This is a genomic window from Rathayibacter sp. CAU 1779 (assembly GCF_054551755.1).
Window position 1 is genome coordinate 1,956,761 of the sequence record NZ_JBTOLK010000001.1, and the last position, 22,661, is coordinate 1,979,421.

Below are 22,661 nucleotides of genomic sequence, written 5' to 3' on the forward strand. Positions count from 1 at the left end.
CCGTCGCGGGCTAGGCTGGCGGCGGCCACGGGTGCCGGCCCTCTCCCTCGGCGCAGCCGAGACGGTGAAACCCTGATCGACACGGAATCGTCCGCGACGCTGCAGTCGGCGATCCCGGGCAACGGAGAGACCCCGCTCACGCTTCGCCGACGGAAAGCACGACGCATGGACACCGAATCCGATCCTGGGGCCAACCGTCCGAACCTCGTCGGCCAACGGGCCGACGGTCCGAAGACCGCGGCTCACACGCGCGCCACGACGCCCGAAGCGGCGAAAGCGATGGCGCGCAGGCTCCGCGCGCGGATGGATGCCGACGGCATCCCGATCACTCATTCGCACGCCCTCGAACTGGTCGCCGCCGCCCTCGGCCACCGCGACTGGAACACCGCGGCGGCCGCGCTCGCTGATGACACCCGGACTCCGTCGACCGACTCGGACGGGGCAGGAGAAGCGGATGCCGCGCCATCCGCCTCCGACCCGGTGACGGTCCCGATCCTGCGCACGTTCCCCGGCGAGGAGGCCGAGCGCTTCTACGTCGGATACCTCGGATTCCGGGTCGACTGGGAGCATCGTTTCGGCGACGGGATGCCGCTGTACCGCCAGGTCTCACGTGAGGGCTGCGTGCTCCACCTCAGCGAGCATCACGGTGACGCGACGCCGGGATCCGCCGTGCGCATCCGCGTTGCGGACGTGCACGCGCTGCAGCGCAGGCTCGAGGCGGATCCGCTGTACCCGCTGCGCATCGGGGTGACGGTCGAGGAGTGGGGCGCCGACCTCGTGGTGCCTGATCCGTTCGGCAATCGCCTGGTCTTCCACACGCCCTGATCGTCGCCGGTCGACTCGACGTCACTCGGGCAGGATGGTCAGTGACCAGCTCCACTCGTAGACGCCGGGCCGCACGATGAACGGCTCGAGCGCATCCGGTCCGACCGAGGCGGTGCCGAGGCCGCGGTGGGCGATGTCGGCGCGCACGTAGGTCTCGTCGTGTCGCGGCAGCTCCCACACATGACCGGTGCGCTCGAGGTCGTCCACACTCTGGTGCGATGCCTGGAACAGCACGGGTGAGCCGAACCGCAGCGTCACGGTGCGGGCGCCGTCGCTCAGTGCGGCGCTCATCACGCCGGTGCGTCCGCCGTTCTCCTGCGGGCGCACATACGGGGTCTGCAGCTCGTCCACCGTCGACGTCCAGCGGCCGAGCAGTCCGGACGACCTGCGGTCCGGATACGTCTCGTGGGGTCCGTCGCCCAACCAGGACACGTCCTCGAAGCCGGGAACGAGCGCGAACTGGACGCCGATCCGCGGCACCGGTCCGATGCCGTCCGGCACGGTCACGCGCTCCGTGAAGACGAGCTCGTCTGCGGATGCTGCGACCCGCTGCGTGTGCTCGATGACGTGCCCGGAGGCGGTCGTGTACGTCGCCAGCACGATCGTCGTGTCGCCGTCCTGCTCCACTGCCTCGACCCGACGCTCCGGGCCGCGCAGCCCCGTCGCCTCGAGCCGTTGCTGCAGCGGGATGGACTTGTCGTTGTCCGTCAACGCCCGCCAGAACAGCAGCCGGGGACCGGATGCGAACACGGGATGCTGCACGATGCCGTCGGTGTCGAGGGCGACGGCGGAGCCATCCGCTGGGTGAGGGTGTCCTCCACCCTCCGCAGGTTGAGCTTGTCGAAACCCGTCCTGGGTGGTGCTGGTTTCACTCCCCGGCGGCACGGCCATCACGTCGCTGGGCGACGCGCCGGAACCGGCTGCCGGGGGCCAAGGCTCAACGAGCGGTTGCATGCGCACCTCGAGCACGGCGAGTTCGGTGCCCGCCGGCGCCCACACGTGGTCGGCGGAGGTCCGCACCGTGACCCGCAGCGCGAGTGCGTCACCCTCCGCCAGCCGCTGCACGAGGTCGGCGGGCAGCGTGACCTCGGCGATTTCGCTGGCGTCGGCAGAAGCATCCACCTTCACGGGCTCGGTCAGTGTTCCGTCCGCACGGGCCACGGCGGCGTCGAGGACGAGACCCTCCAACGACGCGAACGTCTGCCGATTGAGCAGTCGCAGCGTGCCAGCGCGGGCGGCCGCGGCATCCGAGACGATCTCGACGGGGGAGAAGACGCGTCGCACCTCGTAGATCGCCGGATGCGGGCTCCCGTCCGGGAACAGCAGCCCGTCGATGCAGAAGTTGCCGTCGTTGAGCGTGGCGTCGCCGCCCGCGAAATCGCCGCCGTAGCGGTAGTGTCCGTCGCCGTCAGGATCGAGCCCGTGGTCCTTCAGCTCCCAGATGAAGCCGCCCTGCAGTCCAGGCGTGGAGCGGATCGCGGCCCAGTAGTCGTCGAACGACCCGTTCGAGTTCCCCATGGCGTGGCTGTACTCGCACATGATGAGCGGACGGTCGGCTCGCGCATCCCGCGCGTACGACACGATCGCGTCGATCGGCGGATACATCGGATTCACGACGTCGGTCTGCCGCTGCCCGCCGAACCAGTCGCGGGCGATCGCGCCCTCGTAGTGCACTGGACGGGTCGGATCGTATCCGCGCACCCAGCCGGCGGCGGCATCCTGGTTGGTGCCGGATCCCGCCTCATTGCCCAGCGACCACATGATGACGCTCGCGTGGTTCTTGTCGCGCAGCACCATGCGGGACACCCGGTCGACGAACTGGTTCAGGTAGCGCGCATCGTCGCACAGCGTCCACGCCCAGTCGTGTGTCTCCAGGTCGGCCTCGTCGACCACGTAGAAGCCGTACTCGTCCGCGAGGTCGTAGAACGCCGGATCGTTCGGGTAGTGCGACGTGCGGATGGCGTTGAAGCCCCAGCGCTTCAGGTTCGCCAGCTCGGCGGCGATCTGGTGCCGAGCGAGGGTGCGTCCGGTGCGCGGATCGAACTCGTGGCGGTTCACGCCCTGCACCATGATGCGCCGGCCGTTGACGAGCAGGTCCCTGCCGACGATCTCGACCCGCCGGAAGCCGACACGCAGCCGGGCCGTGTCGAGCACGGTGCCCTCGGCGTCGACGAGTTCGACGGTCAGCGGGTGCAGCGCAGGCGTCTCGGCGCTCCACGGCGAGACGTGCGGCACGGACAGGCTCGTGCTCGCCCTTCCGTGCGGCTCGGGAAGGATGGCGGAGGTCGCGATCGCGGCGAGTGTGCGCAGTGGCTCCTCCAGCTGCACGCCGGCCGCGTTCCTGCCGTGCAGCTCGAAGAGGCTCTGGTCGGCGGGGATCTGCGCGAGCAGCTCCTGCGACTCCGCCTCGTCGGGATCCGCTTCGACGCGGGTCGAGACGGATGCCGATTCCTCCGTGGCGCCGAGCCGCACGCGCACGCTGAGCCCGGCGGGAGTCACGTCGTCCGGTGACCCGACGACGACGTCCACGTCGAGCCGTCCGGATCCGGATGCCGCGTCGAAGTCCGCGACGGCCCGCACGTCCCGCAGGAAGACCGGGTTCGTGGCGTACAGCCGCACGCCGCGGGTGATCCCGCCGTGCCACCACTGGTCCTGGTCCTCGATGAAGCTCGCATCCGACCACTTCACAACGGTCAGCTCGAGCTCGTTCTCGCCGACCGTGACGAGGTCGGTCACGTCGAACTCGGCGGCGATCCTGCTGCCCTTGCTCACTCCGGCCTGCACGCCGTTGACGCTCGCGAGGAGCACGCTCTCGGCTGCGCCGACGTTCAGGATGATCCGGCGGCTCACCCACACCTCAGGCACCTCGAACGTTCGGCGGTAGACGCCCGTCGGGTTCTCGTCGGGCACGGTCGGCGGGGAGGCGGGAAACGGCATCCGGATGTTGAGGTACTGCGGCAAGTCGCCGGTGCCCTGCATGGTCCAGGCGCCTGGCACGCGGATGTCACGCCATCCGTCACCGAGTTCGGCCTCCGGCCGGGGGAGCAGCTGGAATCGCCACGTGCCGTCCAGATCGATCACGTCAGCGGGAACGCCGCCGTCGAACCACGCGGTCCGCGCGACGGCGTGCTGGGGCTCGCGGCCCAGGGAGGTGACCTCCGGATGCCGCCACACCGCGCCCAGGGATGCTTCACGTGACGACGGCATTCGAGCTCCTTCGATCGGCAGGGAAATCCGTGTGCGAATTTATGCGATTTCGTGCCCCGACGCACATCGTGGTGTTCGGGACTTCGCAGTCGGCTCACGCGATGAATGTCGCTGTCCGTGCGGAAAACGCTCTCCACTGACGGATTCGGCATCGCTCGTCCGGTCATGTCTGATTCGCTATTCCCTCGCGGACGATGCGTGAATATGATCGACTATGTGCGTTTTTGCACACCCCTTGCACGTTACAAAGGAGTCAACATGCATGAGCTCAACGGTGGCACCCCCATCGGTCGCCGCACTCTTCTGAAGGGTGTCGGCGTCGGGGCGCTGGGCCTGGGTGCCGTCCCGCTGCTGGCGGCCTGCACCGGAACCACCTCGGGCGGCGGTTCGTCGTCCGGTGGCAAGTCCCTCACCTTCGGATCCAACGCATCCGACCCGGTCCCGAAGAAGGCCTATGCGGCCTTCGTCTCGGCGTTCGAGAAGAAGTCGGGCGACAAGGTCACCGTCAACACGGTCGACCACAACGGATTCCAGAACAAGATCAACAACTACCTTCAGGGCAGCCCCGACGACGCGTTCACGTGGTTCGCCGGCTACCGGATGCAGTACTACGCGAAGAAGGGTCTGGTCGCGGACGTCGACGATGTCTGGGACAAGATCGGCAGCAACTTCACCGAGGGCCTGACCAAGGCCTCGACGGGCGAGGACGGCAAGAAGTACTTCGTGCCGAACTACAACTATCCGTGGGGCTTCTTCTACCGCAAGTCGTTCTGGCAGTCGAAGGGATACCAGATCCCGAAGACCATGGACGACCTCGAGGCGTTGTGCAAGCAGATGCAGGCCGACGGGATCATTCCGATCCAGTTCGCCGACAAGGACGCGTGGCCCGCGTGCGGCACGTTCGACTACCTGAACATGCGCACGAACGGCTACCAGTTCCACATGGACCTGTGCGCGCACAAGGAGTCCTGGAACCAGAAGAAGGTGCAGGACGTCTTCGACACCTGGAAGATCATGCTGCCCTACCAGGACCCCGATGCGCTCGGTCTCACCTGGCAGGATGCCGCGCAGAAGCTCGCGCAGAACAAGTCCGGCATGATGCTGCTCGGCTCGTTCATCACACAGCAGTTCACCGATCCGACAGTGCTGGCCGACATCGACTTCTTCCCGTTCCCCGAAGTCGCGGTCGAGGGTCAGGACGCGGTCGAGGCTCCCATCGACGGCCTCATGCTGTCGAAGAAGGGCGGACAGAACCAGGCGGCAAAGGACATGCTCCAGTTCATGGGCACGGGAGCCGGCCAGGAAGCGTACTACTCGATCGACAAGTCCAACATCATGACGGCGAAGGATGCCGACACCTCCGGCTACAGCGCCTTCACGAAGAAGCTCGCCGGTGTCATCGCCGACGCCAAGTCGATCAGCCAGTTCTTCGACCGCGACGCGCTGCCCGCGATGGCATCCAACGTGCTCGAGCCTGCGATGCAGACGTTCATCAAGAACGGCAGCGTCGACCTGAGCAACATCGAAGCGCAGGCGAAGACGCTGTACGCCGCCGAGTAGCGGGAGCGAAGCATCCCTCATGGCGGTCACGTCTGCAGACACGCAGAAGGCGACCGCTTCCGGGCGGGGGGCCACCCCCGCCCGGAAGCGTCGTCGGCTGCGCCAATTCACACGCCGCGACGTCGTCGTGCTGTCGATCATGGTGGGCATCCCCACCCTGATCCAGCTCGTCCTCGTCTGGTTGCCCACCCTGTTCTCGATCGGCCTGTCGTTCGTGCAGTGGAACGGTCTCGACTTCAGCGACATGAAGTGGGCCGGATGGGGCAACTACCAGTACGTCTTCCAGGACTACACACCGTTCTGGCCCGCCGTGCTCCACAACGTCGTCTGGCTGCTGTTCCTCGGCGTCATCGGCACTCCGCTGGGACTCCTGCTGGCGGTGCTGCTCGATCAGGCACTCAAGGGCAGCCGCATCTACCAGAGCATCTTCTTCGCGCCGGTGATGCTGTCGCTGGCACTGATCGGCATCATCTGGCAGTTGTTCTACTCGCAGGACAACGGACTGCTGAATTTCCTGCTGGGCACGGCGGGCAAGCCGAACGCCGTCGATTGGCTCGGCACACCGGGAGTGAACCTGTGGGCCGCCATGGTCGCAGCGACGTGGCGGCACGCCGGCTACGTGATGATCCTGTACCTGGCCGGCCTGAAGAGCGTCGATCCGAGCCTCAAGGAGGCGGCATCCCTCGACGGGGCCGGCGCATGGAAGTCGTTCTTCCAGGTGGTGTTCCCCGCCATGAAGCCGACCAACATCATCATCGTCGTCATCACGATCATCGAGTCCTTGCGCGCCTTCGACATCGTGTGGGTGATCAACAGAGGCACGAACGGCCTCGAACTCCTCAGCGCACTGGTCATCCAGAACCTCATCGGTGAGGGCCAGGTGATCGGCGTCGGATCCGCACTGGCGGTGGTGCTGCTGATCATCTCTCTCGTACCCATCGTCTGGTATCTGGCGAGGACATTCCGAAAGGAGACGGAATGAGCGCCACCACGACGACATCCGTCCGCGTGCCGCCGCACGCGCCGACTCCGCCCAGGCGGCACAAGAAGCGTCTCTGGGGGACTGCGATCTTCATCACCGTGATGGCGATCATCTGGTTGCTGCCCCTGGTATGGGCGCTGTACACATCGCTGCGACCGAAGGCCGACACCGACAAGTACGGATACTTCTCGATCGCCGGACACTTCAACTTCCAGAACTTCATCGACGCGTGGACGCAGGGCGGGTTCCCGACCTACTTCGGCAACTCGGTGATCATCACCGTGCCTGCCGTGCTGCTGACCCTGTTCTTCGCCTCCATGATGGCGTTCGCCGTGTCGCGGTACAGCTGGCGGTTCAACGTGACACTGCTGATCATGTTCACGGCGGGCAACCTGCTGCCGCCGCAGGTGCTCGCGGCCCCGCTCTTCGAGATGTTCAAGCACACGACGCTGCCGTACTGGATGAGCGACTCCGGAACGCTGCTGAACACGTACGTGAGCGTCATCGCGGCGAACACCGCGTTCCAGATCGGCTTCTGCACGTTCGTGCTCTCGAACTTCATGAAGGCGATCCCGAACGAACTGACCGAAGCGGCGCGGGTCGACGGTGCGAGCATCTGGCGCCAGTACTGGAACGTCATCCTTCCGCTGACCAGACCGGCGCTCGCTGCGCTCGGCACGCTCGAGGTGATCTTCATCTACAACGACTACTTCTGGCCGTTGATCTTCATCCAATCCGGCAACCGGCTGCCGGTGACCACCGCCATCAACAACCTGCAGGGGCAGTTCCTGTCGAACTACAACCTGCTGGCGGCGGGCGCCATCATCACTGTCATCCCGACGCTGATCATCTATCTCGTGCTCCAGCGGCAGTTCGTCGCCGGTCTGACGCTCGGCGCCAGCAAGGGATAATCGCATGATGCTTGCAGCTGCGCGTCAGAGCGCCATCGTCGCTCGGGCCCGTGAACGCGGCACCGTGCGTGTCACCGAACTGGCCGCGCAGTTCGCGGTGAGCGAGATGACCGTGCGGCGTGACATCGACGTGCTCGTGACCGGCGGACTGCTGGAGCGCGTGCACGGCGGTGCCACGCTGCCCGGTGGCGGGCTGCGCACCGACGAACCGGGGTTCGAGTCGAAGATCGTGCTTCAGGAGCGGGAGAAGCTGGCGATCGCGCGGGAGGCGGCATCCTTCGTGCGTCCGGGCAGCGCGATCGGTATCAGCGCGGGAACCACCACCTGGCGGCTCGCGTCGATCCTCGCGAACGCGCCACTGGACTGCACCATCGTCACCAACTCGGTGCAGGTGGCGAGCGCGCTGTTCCCCAAGGCCTCCAGCGGGCAGGGGCACGTCATCCTCACCGGTGGCGAGCGCACGCCGTCGGATGCCCTGGTCGGCCCGATCGCCATCTCCGCTCTCCGGCAGCTCCACCTCGACTACCTGTTCCTCGGCGTGCACGGCATGGACGAGCACGAGGGATTCACGACGCCCAACCTGCTCGAGGCGGAAGCGGACAGGGCACTCGTGGCCGCAGCCCGTCGGGTCGTCGTGCTGGCGGACCACACCAAGTGGGGCACCGTCGGCATGTCCACCATCGCCGAGCTGGACGAGGCGGCCGTCGTGATCAGCGACGACGGTCTCGGCGCTCACGCAAGGGAAGTGCTGTCCACCCGTGCGGGCGAGCTGCGCATCGTCAGCACGCCCGAGTATCGAACCCCTTCGGAGGCCCCTTCATGATCGACCGGTTGTACCTGCGCGCGGCAGGCGTCAGCGTCCTCCTCGACCTGCGCGACGCGGATGCGCGCGTCGCGCACTGGGGAGCCGACCTCGGCGAGCAGGTGCCGGACGTCGCCCTCTTCACCGGGGGCGCCACCTCCTCCGCGTTCGATACACCGTTGAAGGCGTCCCTGATCCCGCAGGCGTCGCGCGGCTGGCGCGGCACGCCGGGCATCGGGGGCAGCCGCGACGGCCACGCGTTCTCACCGCGCCTGGTGCTGCAGGATGCCCGTGCCGACGACGCGGAGCCGGCCGGCTCCCAGCGCGCGGTCCTCGTGTTCACGGACGACGCATCCGCTCTTCGCGTGGACGCCGTGCTCACGCTGGACGCCACCGGTCTGCTGAGGATCGAGCAGACCCTCACCAACACGGGCGACGCTCCGTACACCCTCGAGGCGCTGGACGCGACGCTGCCCGTGCCCGGACAGGCGACGGAGTCGCTCGACCTCACAGGGCGCTGGACACGGGAGAAGCATCCGCAGCGCCGCAGCATCGACCAGGGCACGTGGAGCCGCACGGGACGCCACGGGCGAACGGGTCACGATTCGACGCTCGTGATCGCTGCCGGAACTCCGGCCTTCGGCTGGCGTTCCGGCGAGGTGTGGGCGCTGCACCTTGGCTGGAGCGGCGACCACACGAGCCGCGTGGAGCGCGCCGGCGACGGGCAGACCGTGCTCGCCGTCGGCGAGCTGCTGCGCTCGGGCGAGGTCGCCCTCGCGGCCGGCGAATCGTACGTCGCGCCGACCGTCTACGCGTCGTACTCCGGTGAGGGTCTCGACGGCATGAGCGCCCGCTTCCACGACTTCGTGCGCGCCAGGGCCGGGCATCCGTCGACGCCGCGTCCCGTCGTGCTGAACACGTGGGAGGCCGTGTACTTCAACCACGACCTCGGCGTGCTCTCGGAACTCGCGGATGCCGCGGCCGATCTCGGCGTCGAGCGCTTCGTGCTCGACGACGGATGGTTCCTCGGCCGTCGCGACGACACGAAGGGCCTCGGCGACTGGTTCGTGGATCCCGATGTCTGGCCGAACGGGCTGACGCCGCTCGTCGAGCACGTGCGCGGCAAGGGCATGCAGTTCGGCCTCTGGGTCGAGCCCGAGATGATCAGCGAGGACTCGCGGGTGGCGCGCGAGCATCCGGACTGGATCGCCCGTCCGGACGGCGCCCGTGGCCGTCTGTCCCTGCCGTGGCGTCACCAGCAGGTGATCGACCTGGTGAATCCGGATGCCTGGGCCTACGTCTACGAGCGTCTGGACGCCCTGCTCAGCGAGTATCCGATCGACTTCCTGAAGTGGGATCAGAACCGCGACCAGCTCGAGCTCGGCCACGACGGCCGACCGTCGACGCACGCGCAGACGCTCGCCGTGTACCGGCTGCTCGACGAGCTGAGGGCGGCGCATCCGGGCGTCGAGATCGAGAGCTGCTCGTCCGGAGGCGGACGCGTGGACCTCGGCATCCTGGAGCGCACGGACCGGGTGTGGGCATCCGACACGAACGACGCGCTGGAGCGGCAGGCGATCCAGCGCGGCACGGGTCTCGTGCTGCCGCCGGAGCTGATTGGATCCCACGTCGGGCCCGGCACCTCGCACACCACGGGTCGCACGCACGCGCTGTCGTTCCGTGCCATCACGTCGCTCTTCGCCCACTTCGGCATGGAGTGGGACGTGCGCACGCTGACGGATGCCGAGCGCGCCGAACTGAGCACCGCCATCGCCTTCTACAAGACGCACCGCGATCTCCTCCACACCGGTCGTTCCGTGCACGTCGATCGTCCTGGCACGGAGGATGCCGCGTACGGCGTCGTCTCGCACGACAGGTCGCGCGCCGTCTTCGCGTACGTGTCATTGGCCACCTCGCCCAACGAATCGCCGGCGCGGCTGCGCTTCCCCGGCCTCGACGCCGATCGCAGCTACCGGATCACGACGGGCCTTCAGCTGGATCGGCACGCCGTCGCCCACATCTCGCTGCCCGAATGGCTGCGCACTGCAGTCGAGTCCGGTGAGGGCGTCATCGTCTCCGGTCGCGTGCTCGCCGAGGCGGGCCTGCCGCTGCCCGGGCTCCACCCCGAGCACGCGATGGTGCTGGAGCTCGTCGCCGTCTGATCGCCACCGCCGGTTGAATCAGGCGCGGTGGCGGCGCGCGATGACGACCCGCGCCGCGGTGGTGCGGCGATCCGGGTGTCCCGGCAAGAATGGGGGCGGACTGCGAGGAGGCACGATGACGCACGACGCACCCGAGACGGATCCGGCCGGCCGAGCGGATTCGGCGGTCGGTCACGAGTCCGCGGATCGTTACGAGGAGTCCATCGTCACGGACTTCGCGCGGCGCATGAGCTACTCGTCGTACCTCGACCTCGATCGCCTGCTGTCTGCACAGCATCCGGTGAGTCGCCCGGAGCACCACGACGAGTTGCTGTTCATCGTGCAGCACCAGACGACCGAGCTGTGGCTCAAGCTCGTGCTGCACGAGCTGACGGATGCCTGCGCCCTGCTCCGCGACGACCTCCTGCAACCCGCCCTGAAGCGGATCGCCAGGGTGAAGCACATCCAGCGCACCCTCACGGAGCAGTGGTCGGTGCTCGCCACGCTCACCCCGACGGAGTACGCGCAGTTCCGCGGATTCCTGGGCAACTCATCCGGATTCCAGTCCTGGCAGTACCGGGCGGTCGAGTTCACGCTGGGCAACAAGGATGCGCGCATGCTGCGGGTGTTCGAGAGCGACGCCGGTGCGCACGAGCTGCTGGAGGGCATCCTGAAGGCCCCGACGCTGTACGACGAGTTCCTGCGATACCTGGCGCGGCACGGATTCGCCGTTCCCGCAGCCGTCATCGATCGTGACGTGACGCAGGCGTACCGCATGTCGGAGGCGCTCGTCCCGGTCATCGCGGAGATCTACGAGAACGCCGACGAGCACTGGTCGGAGTACGAGGCGTGCGAGGAGCTCGTCGACCTGGAGGACAACTTCCAGCTGTGGCGGTTCCGGCACCTGAAGACCGTGCAGCGCACCATCGGCATGAAGACCGGGACGGGCGGATCCAGCGGCGTGCCATTCCTGCAGAAAGCGCTGGACATCACGTTCTTCCCCGAGCTGTACGCGGTGCGTACGCAGATCGGAGCGTCGTGATCGAGGAGCGCCCGTGATCGAGGAGGGGCAGACCGTCGCGTTTCAGGACTGGTGGACGGGCGCATTCCGCGGCCGCAGCGTCTTCGCGCTGCGCAGCGGACTCCTGCATCCCGTCGACGCCGATGTCCGTGCCGACCTCTCCGTACCAGGCACCCTGTTCCCACGCCTCACGGATCACCACGTGCACCTGGGGCTCATCGACGCGGAGCCGCTGCTCGCCGGCGGCGTGACGAGCGTCGTCGACCTGGGCGGGGATCCTGCGGTGACCGGACGGATCCGCACGCAGGCCGCGTTCCCCGGGTCGATGCTGCCGCAGGTGCACATCGCTGGCGCGTTCGTCACGTGCGTCGGCGGGTATCCGTCGATGCGCGACTGGGCGCCGGAGGCGGCCGTCGTGCAGGTGGCGCAACCGGACCACGCGGAGACGGCGGTGCGGGCGCAGGCCGCGGCAGGGGCATCCGTCATCAAGGTCACGCTGAACGCGACGGCCGGACCGGTGCCGTCGCCGGAGCTGCTCGAGGCGATCGTCACGGCAGCGCGCGCGGAGGGCGTGCCCGTTGCGGCGCATGTGGAGGGCGAGGGGATGACACGCAGGGCGCTCGACGCCGGCGTCAATGTGCTTGCGCACACACCGTTCACCGAGGTGCTGGATGCGGGACTCGTGTCGCGCATCTCGCGCGCCGGCACGGCGGTCGTGTCCACGCTCGACATCCACGGATACGGCGAACGCACGCGCGAGTCCGACATCGCGGCGGACAACCTGCGTCACCTCGTCGCGGCCGGTGCCCGCGTGCTGTACGGGACGGACCTCGGAAACGGCCCGCTGCCGCTCGGCATCAACGCCAGAGAACTGACCGCGCTCGCCGCGACGGGACTGGACAGGGATGCGCTGGTCGCCTCGATCGCCGGCACCGCGCATCCGGACGCCATCGGCCCACGGCTGGCCTGGGTGCCCGGAACGCCGCCCGCCACAGCGGAGGCTGCTGCGGCATGGCTCGTCGGAGCGCGCGGCACGACCATCGACTACCTGGAGGAGACCCTGGAATGACGACGCAGCACGACGGCCGCACGGGTGCGCCGGATCCGTTCCACTCGTTCGCCCGCAGGGCGGACCGCAGTGACGGGTTGGCGCACTTCCGCGCGCGGTTCGTGCCATCGGACGGTCTCGTCGCCTACTTCGACGGCAACTCGCTGGGGCGGCCGACGGTGCAGAGCGTTGAGCGCATCCAGAAGTTCCTCACCGAGGCGTGGGCCGGGCGGCTGATCCGTGGCTGGGACGAGGAGTGGATGGAGTTGCCGTTCACGATCGGGGACCGGCTGGGGCGCGCGGTGCTGGGGGCGGCATCCGGTCAGACCGTCATCGGCGACTCGACGACGGTGCTGCTCTACAAGCTGGCGAGGGCGGCGGTGGACGCTCCGCGCGGCTCTGGCAAGCGAACGGAGATCGTGCTCGACACCGACAACTTCCCGACCGATCGGTACGTGCTCGACGGCATCGCGGCGGAGCGCGGTCTGACGCTGCGCTGGATCGAGGCGGATCCGGCCTCGGGCGTGACGCCGGCGCAGGTCGCGGCCGTCGTCGGCGAGCGGACGGCGCTCGTGGTGGTCAGCCATGTGGCCTACCGGTCCGGATTCCTCGCGGATGCGCCGGCCATCACGCGCCTGGCGCACGACGCGGGCGCGCTCGTGCTCTGGGATCTCTGCCACTCGGCGGGATCCGTCCCCGTCGAACTGGACCGCTGGGGCGTCGACCTGGCCGTCGGATGCACCTACAAGTACCTGAACGGCGGCCCGGGATCGCCGGCCTTCGCCTACGTGCGCTCCGACCTGCAGGAGGTGCTGCGGCAGCCGATCCAGGGCTGGATGGGATCGTCGGATGTCTTCGCCATGGGCCCCGAATACCGGCCGGCGGAGGGCATGCGCCGCTTCATCAGCGGCACCCCGCCGATCATCGGAATGCTGGCGATGCAGGACACGCTGGAGATGATCGAGGACCGCGGCATCGAGGCCGTGCGCGCCAAGTCGCTGGAGCTGACCGAGTTCGCCATCGCTCTCTTCGACGAGTGGCTCACGCCCCTGGGGGCGAAGCTGGCCTCCCCGCGGGATCCGGCTCGTCGCGGCGGTCACATCACGGTGTCGCATCGCTCCATGCGCACGGTCACCGCCACGTTGTGGGACCGCGGCGTCATCCCTGACTACCGCGACCCGGACGGCTTGCGCATCGGACTCTCGCCGCTGTCGACGTCGTTCGAGGAGACCTATGACGGCATGGCAGCCGTGCGGGATGCCCTTCGAGCGGAACTGCTCAAGGCCACGGGGCTCGGCTGACGTGACACGCGTGACCTCACGATGAGCGCCGACATGACAGATCCCGCTCTCCCGCCGGAAACAGGCCGTTCTGGCATGTTCTCGAACGGAAGTCCTGTCGAGCTGGTGTTGATGGGCAGCGTGTTCCTCCCCGCGGAGGCTCTGCAGCCGTTCGCGGATGCCCTTGCCGCGCGTGGACACGTGGTGGCAGTGGTCGCACCGACGGACACGAGATCGGCGGATGCCGTGCTCGAGGCGTGCGCGGAGGTCGCGCGACGCCACCCAGGGTGCGCGCTGATCGCGCACTCCAATGCGGGCAACGTCGTGCCGGGCGTCATCGCGCGGGCGTCCGTCGGCGCCGCCGTGTTCATGGATGCGGTGCTTCCGCCATTCGACGGCGGCACCTGGCCCGTGGTGCCGGCTGGAGCGGCTGCCACCCTTAAGGATCGTGTCGAGGCCGGGCTGCTCCCGCCCTGGACCCGGTGGTTCCCCTCGGACGACGTCGAGCCGCTGTTCCCGTCATCCGCATCCTTCGGCGCCGTCGACGCGGTGGCGCCGAGGGTGCGATTCAGCTACCTGGGGGAGACGCTGAGTGCGGCATCCGGTTGGAGCGATGCGGTGCCCTGCGGATACCTGATGCTCAGCGAGGCGTACGGATCCGAGCGGCAGCGTGCGGGCGCGGCAGGATGGCCCACGCGCGACCTCCGCCTCGGGCACCTCGGCATGCTGAGGGATCCGGAGGCCGTCGCCGAGGCGACGGACGACCTGCTGAGCGAGCTCGCCCGCCCGGATTCCGACCGGGCCGGTCATGACACACCGAGGCACGACGCACCCAATCCCGACTAAGCGGCTCCGGCGCGAGAGCGGGAGTGCACCGCCGCACCGATGAGTCCAACGCCCGCGATCACCACGTACAGCGCGCCGGAGAGGCCGAATCCCGCCTGCGGGCTCACGGCATCCGCCACCGCTCCTGCGAGCAGGCCGGTGAACGGGTTCATGCCGGGCAGGGCCATGTTCCAGATGCTCATCACCTGACCGCGGATGGGCGCCGGCGCGGCGAGCTGCACATACGCGTTGGCGCGGGCGATGAACCAGATCGACCCCGCGCCGGCCAGCCCGAGTCCGATGCCGAACAGCCACACGCTCGGAGCGAGCGCGGTCAGGATCACGACGAGGCCCGTGACCAGTGCAAGGGATGCGGTCGCGCGGAAGGCCGGAGATGCGCCCTGCATGGTCGCGCGCAGCGCGCCGATCAGCGCACCCACGCCGAACACGGCGGTCAACGTGCCGTAGACACCGCCGTCGAGCGCGAACGTCTTGGTGGTGATGAGCGGCAGCGTCACCGTGAGGTTGAAGAGCATCCCCGAGGTGCTGGCGAGCATCAGGGTGACGACGACGGCCGGGTTGTGCGCGATCCAGCGGATGCCGTCCAGCAGCCCTGCGCGGCGCTCGGCATGCGCCTCCCGGTGGCTGACCACATGACGGTTGAGGATCAGAGCGATGAGCGCCGGAACGAACGACACCGCGTTGAACACGAAGCACGGCACGATTCCGGCGGTGGCCAGCAGGATGCCCGCGAGCGCCGGGCCCAGCACCCGCGCACTGTTCATCACGACTTCGTACAGTCCGATCGCGGACGGCAGCAGGCGATGGTCCAGCACGTCCATCAGGTACACCTGGCGTGCCGGAGCATCGACGGAGTTCACCAGGCCGGTCGCGATCCCTATCGCGTAGATGAACGGAAGGCTCTCGTATCCGAGCGCGGTCACCACGGTCAGGATCGTGCCGAGCGCGATGAACGCCACCTGCGTCCACACGAGCAGCCGCCGGCGGTCGAACCGGTCGACGAGCACGCCCGCGAACGGACCGAGCACCAGAACCGGCAGGTAGATCGCGAACGTGATGCCTGCCAGGGCGATCCCGCTGCCTGTGGCCTGCGTCACCAGCCACGCCATGCCGATCAGCTGGGTGGACGTGCCGGAGGCGGAGAAGATCTGCGACGCGAACCAGCGGCGATAGGGGCGAACGGCCAACGCTGCACGGGGGCCGGTCTTCAGTTCGGACACAGGACGATGGTGTCAGAACCCACCGGCCGGCTCGACATGACTGTTCGCGCTCACCCGCCGAGAACATGCCGGTCTGGCATGTTCCGGGCCTGTTGTCCTGTTGACGCCGCACGCCGGGTGTCGGCTATGGTGTCCTCATGCGTTCGACCTTCCTCACCTGGTGGCCCGCCTGATCGGCGGACCGACGAACGCGCACCCACGCACACGACGACCGCCTCTCGGCGGTCGTTTCCCGTATCGGGGGAGTGATCTTCGGCAGGCGGCAGACAGGACCCGCCATGACCGACACCGATCCGCATCCGCTCCTCACCGAACTCCTCGCCCGGTCGCTCGCCGCCGAATCGGACAGCACTGAGGAGTGCCCGCCGTTCGCGCTGCTGCGACGGGAGGGCGACGACCACCTCGATGTGTTCAGCGGCGACGTCGTCGATGTCGACTCGTTGGCCGACATCCCGCTGACGGACGTGCCGGTGCTCGCGGTGGTGCCGTATCGGCAGATCCTCGAGCGCGGCTTCGTCGCCCACGACGACCGTGCTCCGCTGCGCTGCCTGAGGGCGTCCCGTCGCGAACGCATTCGACTCGCGGATGCCGTCTCCCTGCTCCCCGCGCACGCCCCTGCCACCACGTTCCACGGTCCGGACAGCACCGACGAGGAGTACGAGCGCATCGTGCGGCGCGTGATCGACACGGAGATCGGCCGTGGCGAGGGCGCGAACTTCGTCATCGCGCGGCGCTTCGAGGCGACACTGCACGACGCGCCGGCATCCGCGCTGCTCGCGTGGATGCGGGCGCTCCTCACCGGCGAGAACGGCGCCTACTGGACGTTCGCGGTGCACCTCCCCGCGCCTCAGCGCGTCGCGAACTCCGAGCGAACGGATGAAGCCGCCGAGCCGGTCATGCTCGTCGGCGCGACCCCGGAGCGACACCTCACCCTGAAGCGGGGCCGTGCCGTGATGAACCCGATCAGCGGCACCTACCGGCACGGCAGCGACGGACCGACGCGCGAAGCGCTGCTCGACTTCCTCGTGGATCCCAAGGAGACCGACGAGCTCTTCATGGTGGTCGACGAGGAGCTGAAGCTGATGAGCTCGCTCTGCCCGACGGGCGGTCGGATGTCGGGCCCCTTCCTCAAGCGGATGTCCCGGCTCACCCACACCGAGTACCTGCTCGACGGTCGCTCGTCGCTGGATCCGCGCGAGGCACTCCGTCGCACCATGTTCGCGCCCACCGTCACCGGATCCCCGATGGAGAACGCCTGCCGCGTCATCGCGCGCCACGAGACGCAGCCCCGCGGCTACTACTCCGGCGTGATCGCACTGTTCGAGCCCCAGGACGACGGATGGTCGCTCGACGCTCCCATCCTGATCCGCACCGCGAGGGTCACCGCCGACGGGCGACTCACCGTGACCGCGGGCGCCACCCTCGTGCGGCACTCCGACCCGGCAGCCGAGGCGGCGGAGACCAGGGCGAAGGCCGCAGGCATCCTCACGGCGCTCGGGCTGCAGGATGCCGCGCCCCGCCGGCCCACGTCAGTGCCGTCGGTCGAGACCGGCTTTGCGCCGTCTGCCCCGGGAGCTGCCGTCTCGTCTCGTCCGGTGCCGCCCAGGCCCGTGCGCACGCCGTTCACCGAGACGGATCCCGAGATCGAGGCCGCCCTTGTGCGCCGCAACAGCGCGCTGGCCTCGTTCTGGATGCGTGAGCAAACGACGACCTCGTTGCCCTTCGCAGGCGCGAACGTGCTGGTCGTCGACAACGAGGACGGCTTCACCGAGATGCTCGCCCACCAGTTGCGGCACTCCGGAATGGTCGTGCGTGTGCGGCCGTGCGCCGACGTCGATGACGTGCTGGCGGACGACCTCGTCGTGTTCGGTCCGGGGCCCGGCGATCCGCGGCGCCCACAGCCGCGGATCAACAGGCTCCGCGCGCTGATGGTGGAGCGGATCCGCAGCGGCAGGCCGCTGCTCGCCGTCTGCCTCAGCCACCAGGTGCTCGGGATGCTCGCCGGCCACGACGTCGCGCCGCTCGCGGAACCCCGGCAGGGCATCCAGCTTGCGGTCGACGTGTTCGGTGCGCCGGCACGCGTCGGCTTCTACAACACGTTCGGGGTGCGCGAGCGTGCGGAGACCGCGGACGACCGACGCGAGCTGGCGCTCGAGCCGTCCATCGACGCGAACGGAATCGTGACAGCGTTCCGTGCGCCGGGCATCGCCTCCGTCCAAGCCCACCTGGAGTCCGTGCTCTCACCCGACGGAGAGCGGATGCTGTCCGCCCTCATCGGGCACGCGCTGACCACGGCTCGCACGCCTTCGGCAGTGGGTTGAGCTCACGCGCAGCGTGTTCGCCTCCCGTCGACGTGACGGATCGCGCTCTCCGGCCGAATACATGCCCGATCGGCATGTATTCAGCCGGATGTCATGTCGGCCTCACAGCCATCGCCGGGCTCGCCTCAGCCCACGACCTCCTGGGTGCCGAGCACGATCGCGAGCGCGAGCTTGTCCGCGTCCTCGGTGCCGGGCTCCGCGGTGTACACGGTGATCAGGAGGTCGTCGCGGGCGACCGTGAGGTTGTCGCAGTCCAGCGTGATGCGGCCGGCAGCTGGGTGATCGATGACCTTCTGCCGCGTGCGGTCTGCGCTGTCCACGATCTCGGCCGTGTCCCAGAGCTCGCGGAACCGGGGGCTGGCGGCGGCGAGCTCCCCGATCAGCTTCGCGAGCGCCGGATCCGCCGGGTACCGGCTTGCGGTCAGTCTCAACTCGGCGACGAGCCCGCGCTCGAACGCATCCCGTTCCTCCGGATCGTGCACAGCTCGGGTGCCGGGCCCGACGAGGTTGCGCCACACGCCGTTACGCTCGTTGCCCGTCCAGGCGGACGTGTCTCCCATCAGCGCGTCGTACGGAGCGTTGGCCGTGACGAAGTTGAACGCGGCATCCTGCACGATCACCGGCGTGTGATCCAGGCGGTCGAGGAGCCGTTGCACGCTGGGTGCGATCCGCGTGGGCACCATGCCGGGACCCGGCGCGGCGAGACCGGCGAGCTGGAAGAGCACGTCGCGTTCGGCATCCGACAGTCGTAGCGCCCTGGCGAGAGCCTCGACGACCTGCATCGAAGGAGCGGATGCCCGCCCCTGCTCGAGCCGCGTCAGATAGTCGACGGAGATGCCGGCGAGGCCGGCGAGTTCCTCGCGACGAAGCCCTGCCGCTCGCCGCCGCTGCCCGACGGGCAGCCCGACGGTCTCTGGGGTGGCGCGGTCCCGCCACCGACGAACGGCGCCGCCGAAGTCCCACACATCCACGCGTTCCAGTCTGCGCCGGATCCGACGCCGCGTCCTGGCCTCGGCATTCCTACGATAAGCGGACGACTGCCAAGGCTCACCGCCGCGGCGCAGGCTGATGAACATGACAACGACACTCATCACCGGGGCTAACAAGGGCCTCGGAAAGGCAACAGCCCGCCAGCTCGTCGCAGCGGGGCACACGGTCTACCTCGGCGCTCGCGACGAGGGACGGGGCCGCGCGGCCGCCGACGAGATCGGCGCACGCTTCGTGCAGCTCGACGTGACCGACGACGCCTCCGTCGCGGCGGCGCTGAAGACGATCGAGGCGGACGGCGGGCTCGACGTTCTCATCAACAACGCAGGGGTCGCCAAGCGGCAGGGCGGCGGCGAAGCACTCGACGGACCGAGTGTGCTCGGGGTGTTCGACACGAACGCGGTGGGCGTCATCCGCGTCACGGAAGCGGCGCTGCCTCTCCTGCGCAGGTCGACGAACCCCGTGGTCGTCAACGTGTCGAGCGCGCTCGGGTCGTTCTGGGCGACACACGAGCCGACGCGTCCGGCGTTCTCGTTCCCGTCGATCGTGTACGGGTCGAGCAAGGCCGCCGTCTCCATGATCACGGTGCAGTACGCGAAGGCCGTGCCCGAGGTGAAGTTCAACGCCGTCGAGCCGGGTATCACGGCGACGGAGCTCGGCGGAGGAGACCCCGGCAGCCACCCGGGACGTCCCGCTGAGGAGAGCGCTGAGGTCGTCGTACGCATGGCGACCATCGGGCTCGACGGCCCGAGCGGCACGTTCCAGGAGGATGCCGGCGAGCTCGGCTGGTAGCTCACTCCCCGCACCCCGCCTCGTCAATAGCGCCACCTATTCATGTTCGCGCCACAAATCGTGGCGCTGAAGCGAAAAGCTGGCGCGGTGGCGCTGTTCGCGCGGAGTCGGCGGCCTCGTAACGCGGCCGAGCCGGGCACCTCGCTCCATTTAGGATGGAACGCATGTCCGACGGCTCCTCGTTCTACATCACCACGCCCATTTTCTACGTGAATGATGTTCCGCACATCGGGCACGCCTACACGGAGGTCGCCGCGGATGTGCTGTCCCGCTGGCACCGCCAGTCCGGCGACGACACCTGGCTGCTGACGGGTACAGACGAGCACGGCCAGAAGATCCTGCGTACCGCGACGGCGAACGGACTGGAGCCGCGCGAGTGGGCCGACCGGCTCGTGGCATCCGCCTGGAAGCCGCTGCTGGACACCGTCGACATCGCGAACGACGACTTCATCCGCACCACCGACGAGCGCCACGAGGTGGCCGTCACGCGCTTCCTGCAGAAGCTGCACGACGACGGGCACATCTACGCGGGCGAGTACGAGGGCTACTACTGCGTGGGCTGCGAGGAGTACAAGCAGCGCGACGAGCTGGACGAGCCGCTCAGCGGCGAATACCAGGGGCAGCTGGTGTGCAAGATCCACTCGCGCCCCGTCGAGATCCTCAAGGAGAAGAACTACTTCTTCCGCATGAGCGCGTTCGAGAAGCAGCTTCTCGACCTGTACGAGTCGCGTCCCGACTTCGTGCAGCCGGAGAGCGTGCGCAACGAGATAGTGCAGTTCGTGCGCCAGGGCCTCTCCGACCTGTCCATCTCGCGGTCGAGCTTCGACTGGGGCATCAAAGTGCCGTGGGATCCGTCCCACGTCGTCTACGTCTGGTTCGACGCCCTGCTCAACTACACGACCGCCGTCGGATACGGCACGGATGACGAGCTCTTCGCCCGGCGCTGGCCGGCGTACCACCTGGTGGGCAAGGACATCGCCCGCTTCCACGCCGTCATCTGGCCGGCCATGCTCCTGGCCGCCGGCCTCGAGGTGCCGCACAAGGTGTTCGGGCACGGCTGGCTGCTCGTGGGCGGCGAGAAGATGAGCAAGTCGAAGCTCACCGGCATCGCGCCGTCGCAGATCACCGACACGTTCGGCTCCGACGCGTTCCGCTACTACTTCATGAGGGCCATCAGCTTCGGCCAGGACGGCTCCTTCAGCTGGGAAGACCTGTCGGCCAGGTACCAGGCGGAGCTCGCGAACGGCTTCGGCAACCTGGCCTCGCGGGTGATCGCCATGCTGCAGCGGTACTTCGACGGAGAGGTGCCGACAACCGGCACGCCGTCCGAGGCCGACGCCGGCATCCGGAAGACGGTCGCGGATGCCGCGGCGAACGCCGACGCCGCCATCGAGCGTTTCGCGATCCACGAGGGCATCGCGGCGATCTGGACCGTCGTCGACGAGCTCAACGGGTACATCACGGATCAGGAGCCGTGGACGCTCGCCAAGGACGACGCGAACCGCGAGCGCCTGCAGACCGTCCTCTACACGGCGGCCGAGGGCCTTCGCGCGCTCGCTGTGCTGCTGTCCCCGGTCATCCCGAAGGCGACCCAGAAGCTGTGGACCGCGCTCGGGGTGGAGGATGCGCTCGGCGAGCTGGCCGCACAGCCGTTGCGGGATGCTGGGCGATGGGGGCAGTTGCCCGCCGGCATCCGCGTCGCATCGCTCGAGGCGCTCTTCCCGCGCATCGACCAGGGTTCCGCCGAGTAGCGGGCCGCCGCAGTCGCCATCATGTCCAGCGAGCCTCATGCCTAGCGACCCCACGTATCCGCCCCTGCCGCCACCGCTCACGGTGCCGGTGTACGACAACCACACGCACATCGACCCGTCGGCGCGTCCAGGACGCATCGAAGACGGCCTGGCCCTCAGCTATCACGAGCAACTCGATCGTGCGTCGTCCGTCGGCGTGCGCGGCGTCGTGCAGGTGGGCACCGACGTGGCGTCATCCGTCTGGGCGGCGGAGACCGCCGCGATCGAGCCGCGCATGCTGGCGGCGGTGGCTATCCACCCGAACGACGCGCCCGAACTGGATGCCGAAGGCGCCCTCGACGACGCGCTGGCCGTCATCGACGAGCTCGCCGGTCGTCCGCGCGTGCGTGCCGTCGGCGAGACGGGCCTGGACTTCTTCCGCACGGACGAGGATGGCCGCGCAGCGCAGTTCCGCTCCTTCGAGGCGCACATCGACATGGCGAAGCGGCACGAGCTGGCGCTGCAGATCCACGACCGCGACGCGCACGCTGAGGTCATCGCGACGCTGATGCGCGTCGGAGCGCCGGAACGGGTGGTGTTCCACTGCTTCTCGGGTGGACCGGATCTCGCCGAGATCTGCGCGGACAACGGCTGGTACATGTCATTCGCGGGGACCGTCACGTTCAAGAACGCGCAGAACCTGCGGGACGCGCTTCAGATCGCGCCGCGCTCACTCCTCCTCGTCGAGACGGATGCGCCCTACCTCACGCCCTCGCCGTACCGCGGCCGGCCGAACGCTCCGTACCTCATCCCGCACACGTTGCGCGGGATGGCCGAGGTGATCGGCACCGACGTCTCCGTGCTCGCAGCCCAGATCGTGTCCAACACGGAGCTCGTGTACGGCAAGTGGGATTCCGAGCCCGTTCAGGCCCCGCCGACGACGCCGATCGGCATCATCGCGTGATGATGGCAGGATCGGCCGTGCGAG

At 68.5% G+C, this 22,661-nt stretch carries 17 protein-coding genes; 14 read left to right on the forward strand and 3 right to left on the reverse strand.

The genetic code is table 11. The features are described 5' to 3' along the window. Positions 1-165 precede the first annotated feature (165 nt). Positions 166-825: a glyoxalase superfamily protein gene (locus ACX9R5_RS08960; RefSeq protein ID WP_459408633.1), complete on the forward strand. Its 660-nt coding sequence runs from the start codon at positions 166-168 to the stop codon at positions 823-825. A 21-nt stretch (positions 826-846) separates the two neighbouring features. Here the strand turns inward: ACX9R5_RS08960 and ACX9R5_RS08965 are convergent, their stop codons facing one another. Further along, positions 847-4,032: a glycoside hydrolase family 2 TIM barrel-domain containing protein gene (locus ACX9R5_RS08965; RefSeq protein ID WP_459408634.1), complete on the reverse strand. Its 3,186-nt coding sequence runs from the start codon at positions 4,030-4,032 to the stop codon at positions 847-849. 258 nt (positions 4,033-4,290) lie between these two features. Between ACX9R5_RS08965 and ACX9R5_RS08970 the strand changes: the two genes are divergently transcribed. The 9 genes from ACX9R5_RS08970 to ACX9R5_RS09010 all read left to right on the forward strand — a co-directional run bounded on the left by ACX9R5_RS08970 (position 4,291) and on the right by ACX9R5_RS09010 (position 14,623). After that, positions 4,291-5,592, forward strand: a complete 1,302-nt coding sequence (locus ACX9R5_RS08970) for an ABC transporter substrate-binding protein (RefSeq protein ID WP_459408635.1) — start codon at positions 4,291-4,293, stop codon at positions 5,590-5,592. Positions 5,593-5,611: 19 nt separating this feature from the next. After that, positions 5,612-6,574 carry a carbohydrate ABC transporter permease gene (locus ACX9R5_RS08975; RefSeq protein WP_459408636.1) on the forward strand — a complete coding sequence of 321 codons (963 nt, stop codon included), beginning with the start codon at positions 5,612-5,614 and terminating at the stop codon, positions 6,572-6,574. After that, positions 6,571-7,485 carry a carbohydrate ABC transporter permease gene (locus ACX9R5_RS08980; RefSeq protein WP_459408637.1) on the forward strand — a complete coding sequence of 305 codons (915 nt, stop codon included), beginning with the start codon at positions 6,571-6,573 and terminating at the stop codon, positions 7,483-7,485. Before ACX9R5_RS08975 ends, ACX9R5_RS08980 begins: the two co-directional genes overlap by 4 nt. A gap of 7 nt (positions 7,486-7,492) precedes the next feature. Then, the gene (locus tag ACX9R5_RS08985; RefSeq protein ID WP_459409058.1) at positions 7,493-8,308 is read left to right on the forward strand and encodes a DeoR/GlpR family DNA-binding transcription regulator; all 816 of its coding nucleotides are present in this window, start codon (positions 7,493-7,495) and stop codon (positions 8,306-8,308) included. After that, on the forward strand, positions 8,305-10,449 hold the full coding sequence (locus tag ACX9R5_RS08990; RefSeq protein ID WP_459408638.1) for an alpha-galactosidase: 2,145 nt from the start codon (positions 8,305-8,307) through the stop codon (positions 10,447-10,449). Before ACX9R5_RS08985 ends, ACX9R5_RS08990 begins: the two co-directional genes overlap by 4 nt. A 115-nt stretch (positions 10,450-10,564) precedes the next feature. Then, positions 10,565-11,470 carry a tryptophan 2,3-dioxygenase gene (gene kynA, locus ACX9R5_RS08995; RefSeq protein WP_459408639.1) on the forward strand — a complete coding sequence of 302 codons (906 nt, stop codon included), beginning with the start codon at positions 10,565-10,567 and terminating at the stop codon, positions 11,468-11,470. Positions 11,471-11,483: 13 nt separating this feature from the next. Next, a complete protein-coding gene (locus tag ACX9R5_RS09000; protein ID WP_459408640.1) occupies positions 11,484-12,518 on the forward strand; it encodes an amidohydrolase family protein in 1,035 nt (344 codons plus the stop codon). Then, positions 12,515-13,798, forward strand: a complete 1,284-nt coding sequence (locus ACX9R5_RS09005) for a kynureninase (protein WP_459408641.1) — start codon at positions 12,515-12,517, stop codon at positions 13,796-13,798. The genes ACX9R5_RS09000 and ACX9R5_RS09005 overlap by 4 nt, the downstream gene beginning before the upstream one ends. Before the next feature lie 33 nt (positions 13,799-13,831). After that, entirely contained in the window at positions 13,832-14,623 is a 792-nt protein-coding gene (locus tag ACX9R5_RS09010) for a hypothetical protein (RefSeq protein ID WP_459408642.1), read from the forward strand. Here the strand turns inward: ACX9R5_RS09010 and ACX9R5_RS09015 are convergent. Next, positions 14,620-15,843, reverse strand: coding sequence for an MFS transporter (locus ACX9R5_RS09015; protein ID WP_459408643.1), 1,224 nt, complete (start codon positions 15,841-15,843; stop codon positions 14,620-14,622). The genes ACX9R5_RS09010 and ACX9R5_RS09015 overlap by 4 nt on opposite strands. A 278-nt stretch (positions 15,844-16,121) precedes the next feature. Here ACX9R5_RS09015 and ACX9R5_RS09020 point away from each other — a divergent pair, with 278 nt between their 5' ends. Continuing rightward, on the forward strand, positions 16,122-18,164 hold the full coding sequence (locus tag ACX9R5_RS09020; RefSeq protein WP_459408644.1) for an anthranilate synthase family protein: 2,043 nt from the start codon (positions 16,122-16,124) through the stop codon (positions 18,162-18,164). A 125-nt stretch (positions 18,165-18,289) separates the two neighbouring features. Here ACX9R5_RS09020 and ACX9R5_RS09025 read toward each other — a convergent pair whose 3' ends face one another. Further along, positions 18,290-19,135 (reverse strand): helix-turn-helix transcriptional regulator, encoded by an 846-nt coding sequence (locus ACX9R5_RS09025; protein WP_459408645.1) that lies wholly within the window; start codon positions 19,133-19,135, stop codon positions 18,290-18,292. A 103-nt stretch (positions 19,136-19,238) separates the two neighbouring features. Here ACX9R5_RS09025 and ACX9R5_RS09030 point away from each other — a divergent pair, with 103 nt between their 5' ends. The 3 genes from ACX9R5_RS09030 to ACX9R5_RS09040 all read left to right on the forward strand — a co-directional run bounded on the left by ACX9R5_RS09030 (position 19,239) and on the right by ACX9R5_RS09040 (position 22,637). Beyond that, complete coding sequence (locus ACX9R5_RS09030; protein ID WP_459408646.1) at positions 19,239-19,943, forward strand: SDR family NAD(P)-dependent oxidoreductase; 705 nt, start codon at positions 19,239-19,241, stop codon at positions 19,941-19,943. 164 nt (positions 19,944-20,107) lie between these two features. Continuing rightward, positions 20,108-21,694, forward strand: a complete 1,587-nt coding sequence (gene metG, locus ACX9R5_RS09035; protein ID WP_459408647.1) for a methionine--tRNA ligase — start codon at positions 20,108-20,110, stop codon at positions 21,692-21,694. 37 nt (positions 21,695-21,731) lie between these two features. Further along, on the forward strand, positions 21,732-22,637 hold the full coding sequence (locus tag ACX9R5_RS09040) for a TatD family hydrolase (RefSeq protein ID WP_459408648.1): 906 nt from the start codon (positions 21,732-21,734) through the stop codon (positions 22,635-22,637). Positions 22,638-22,661: the final 24 nt, after the last annotated feature.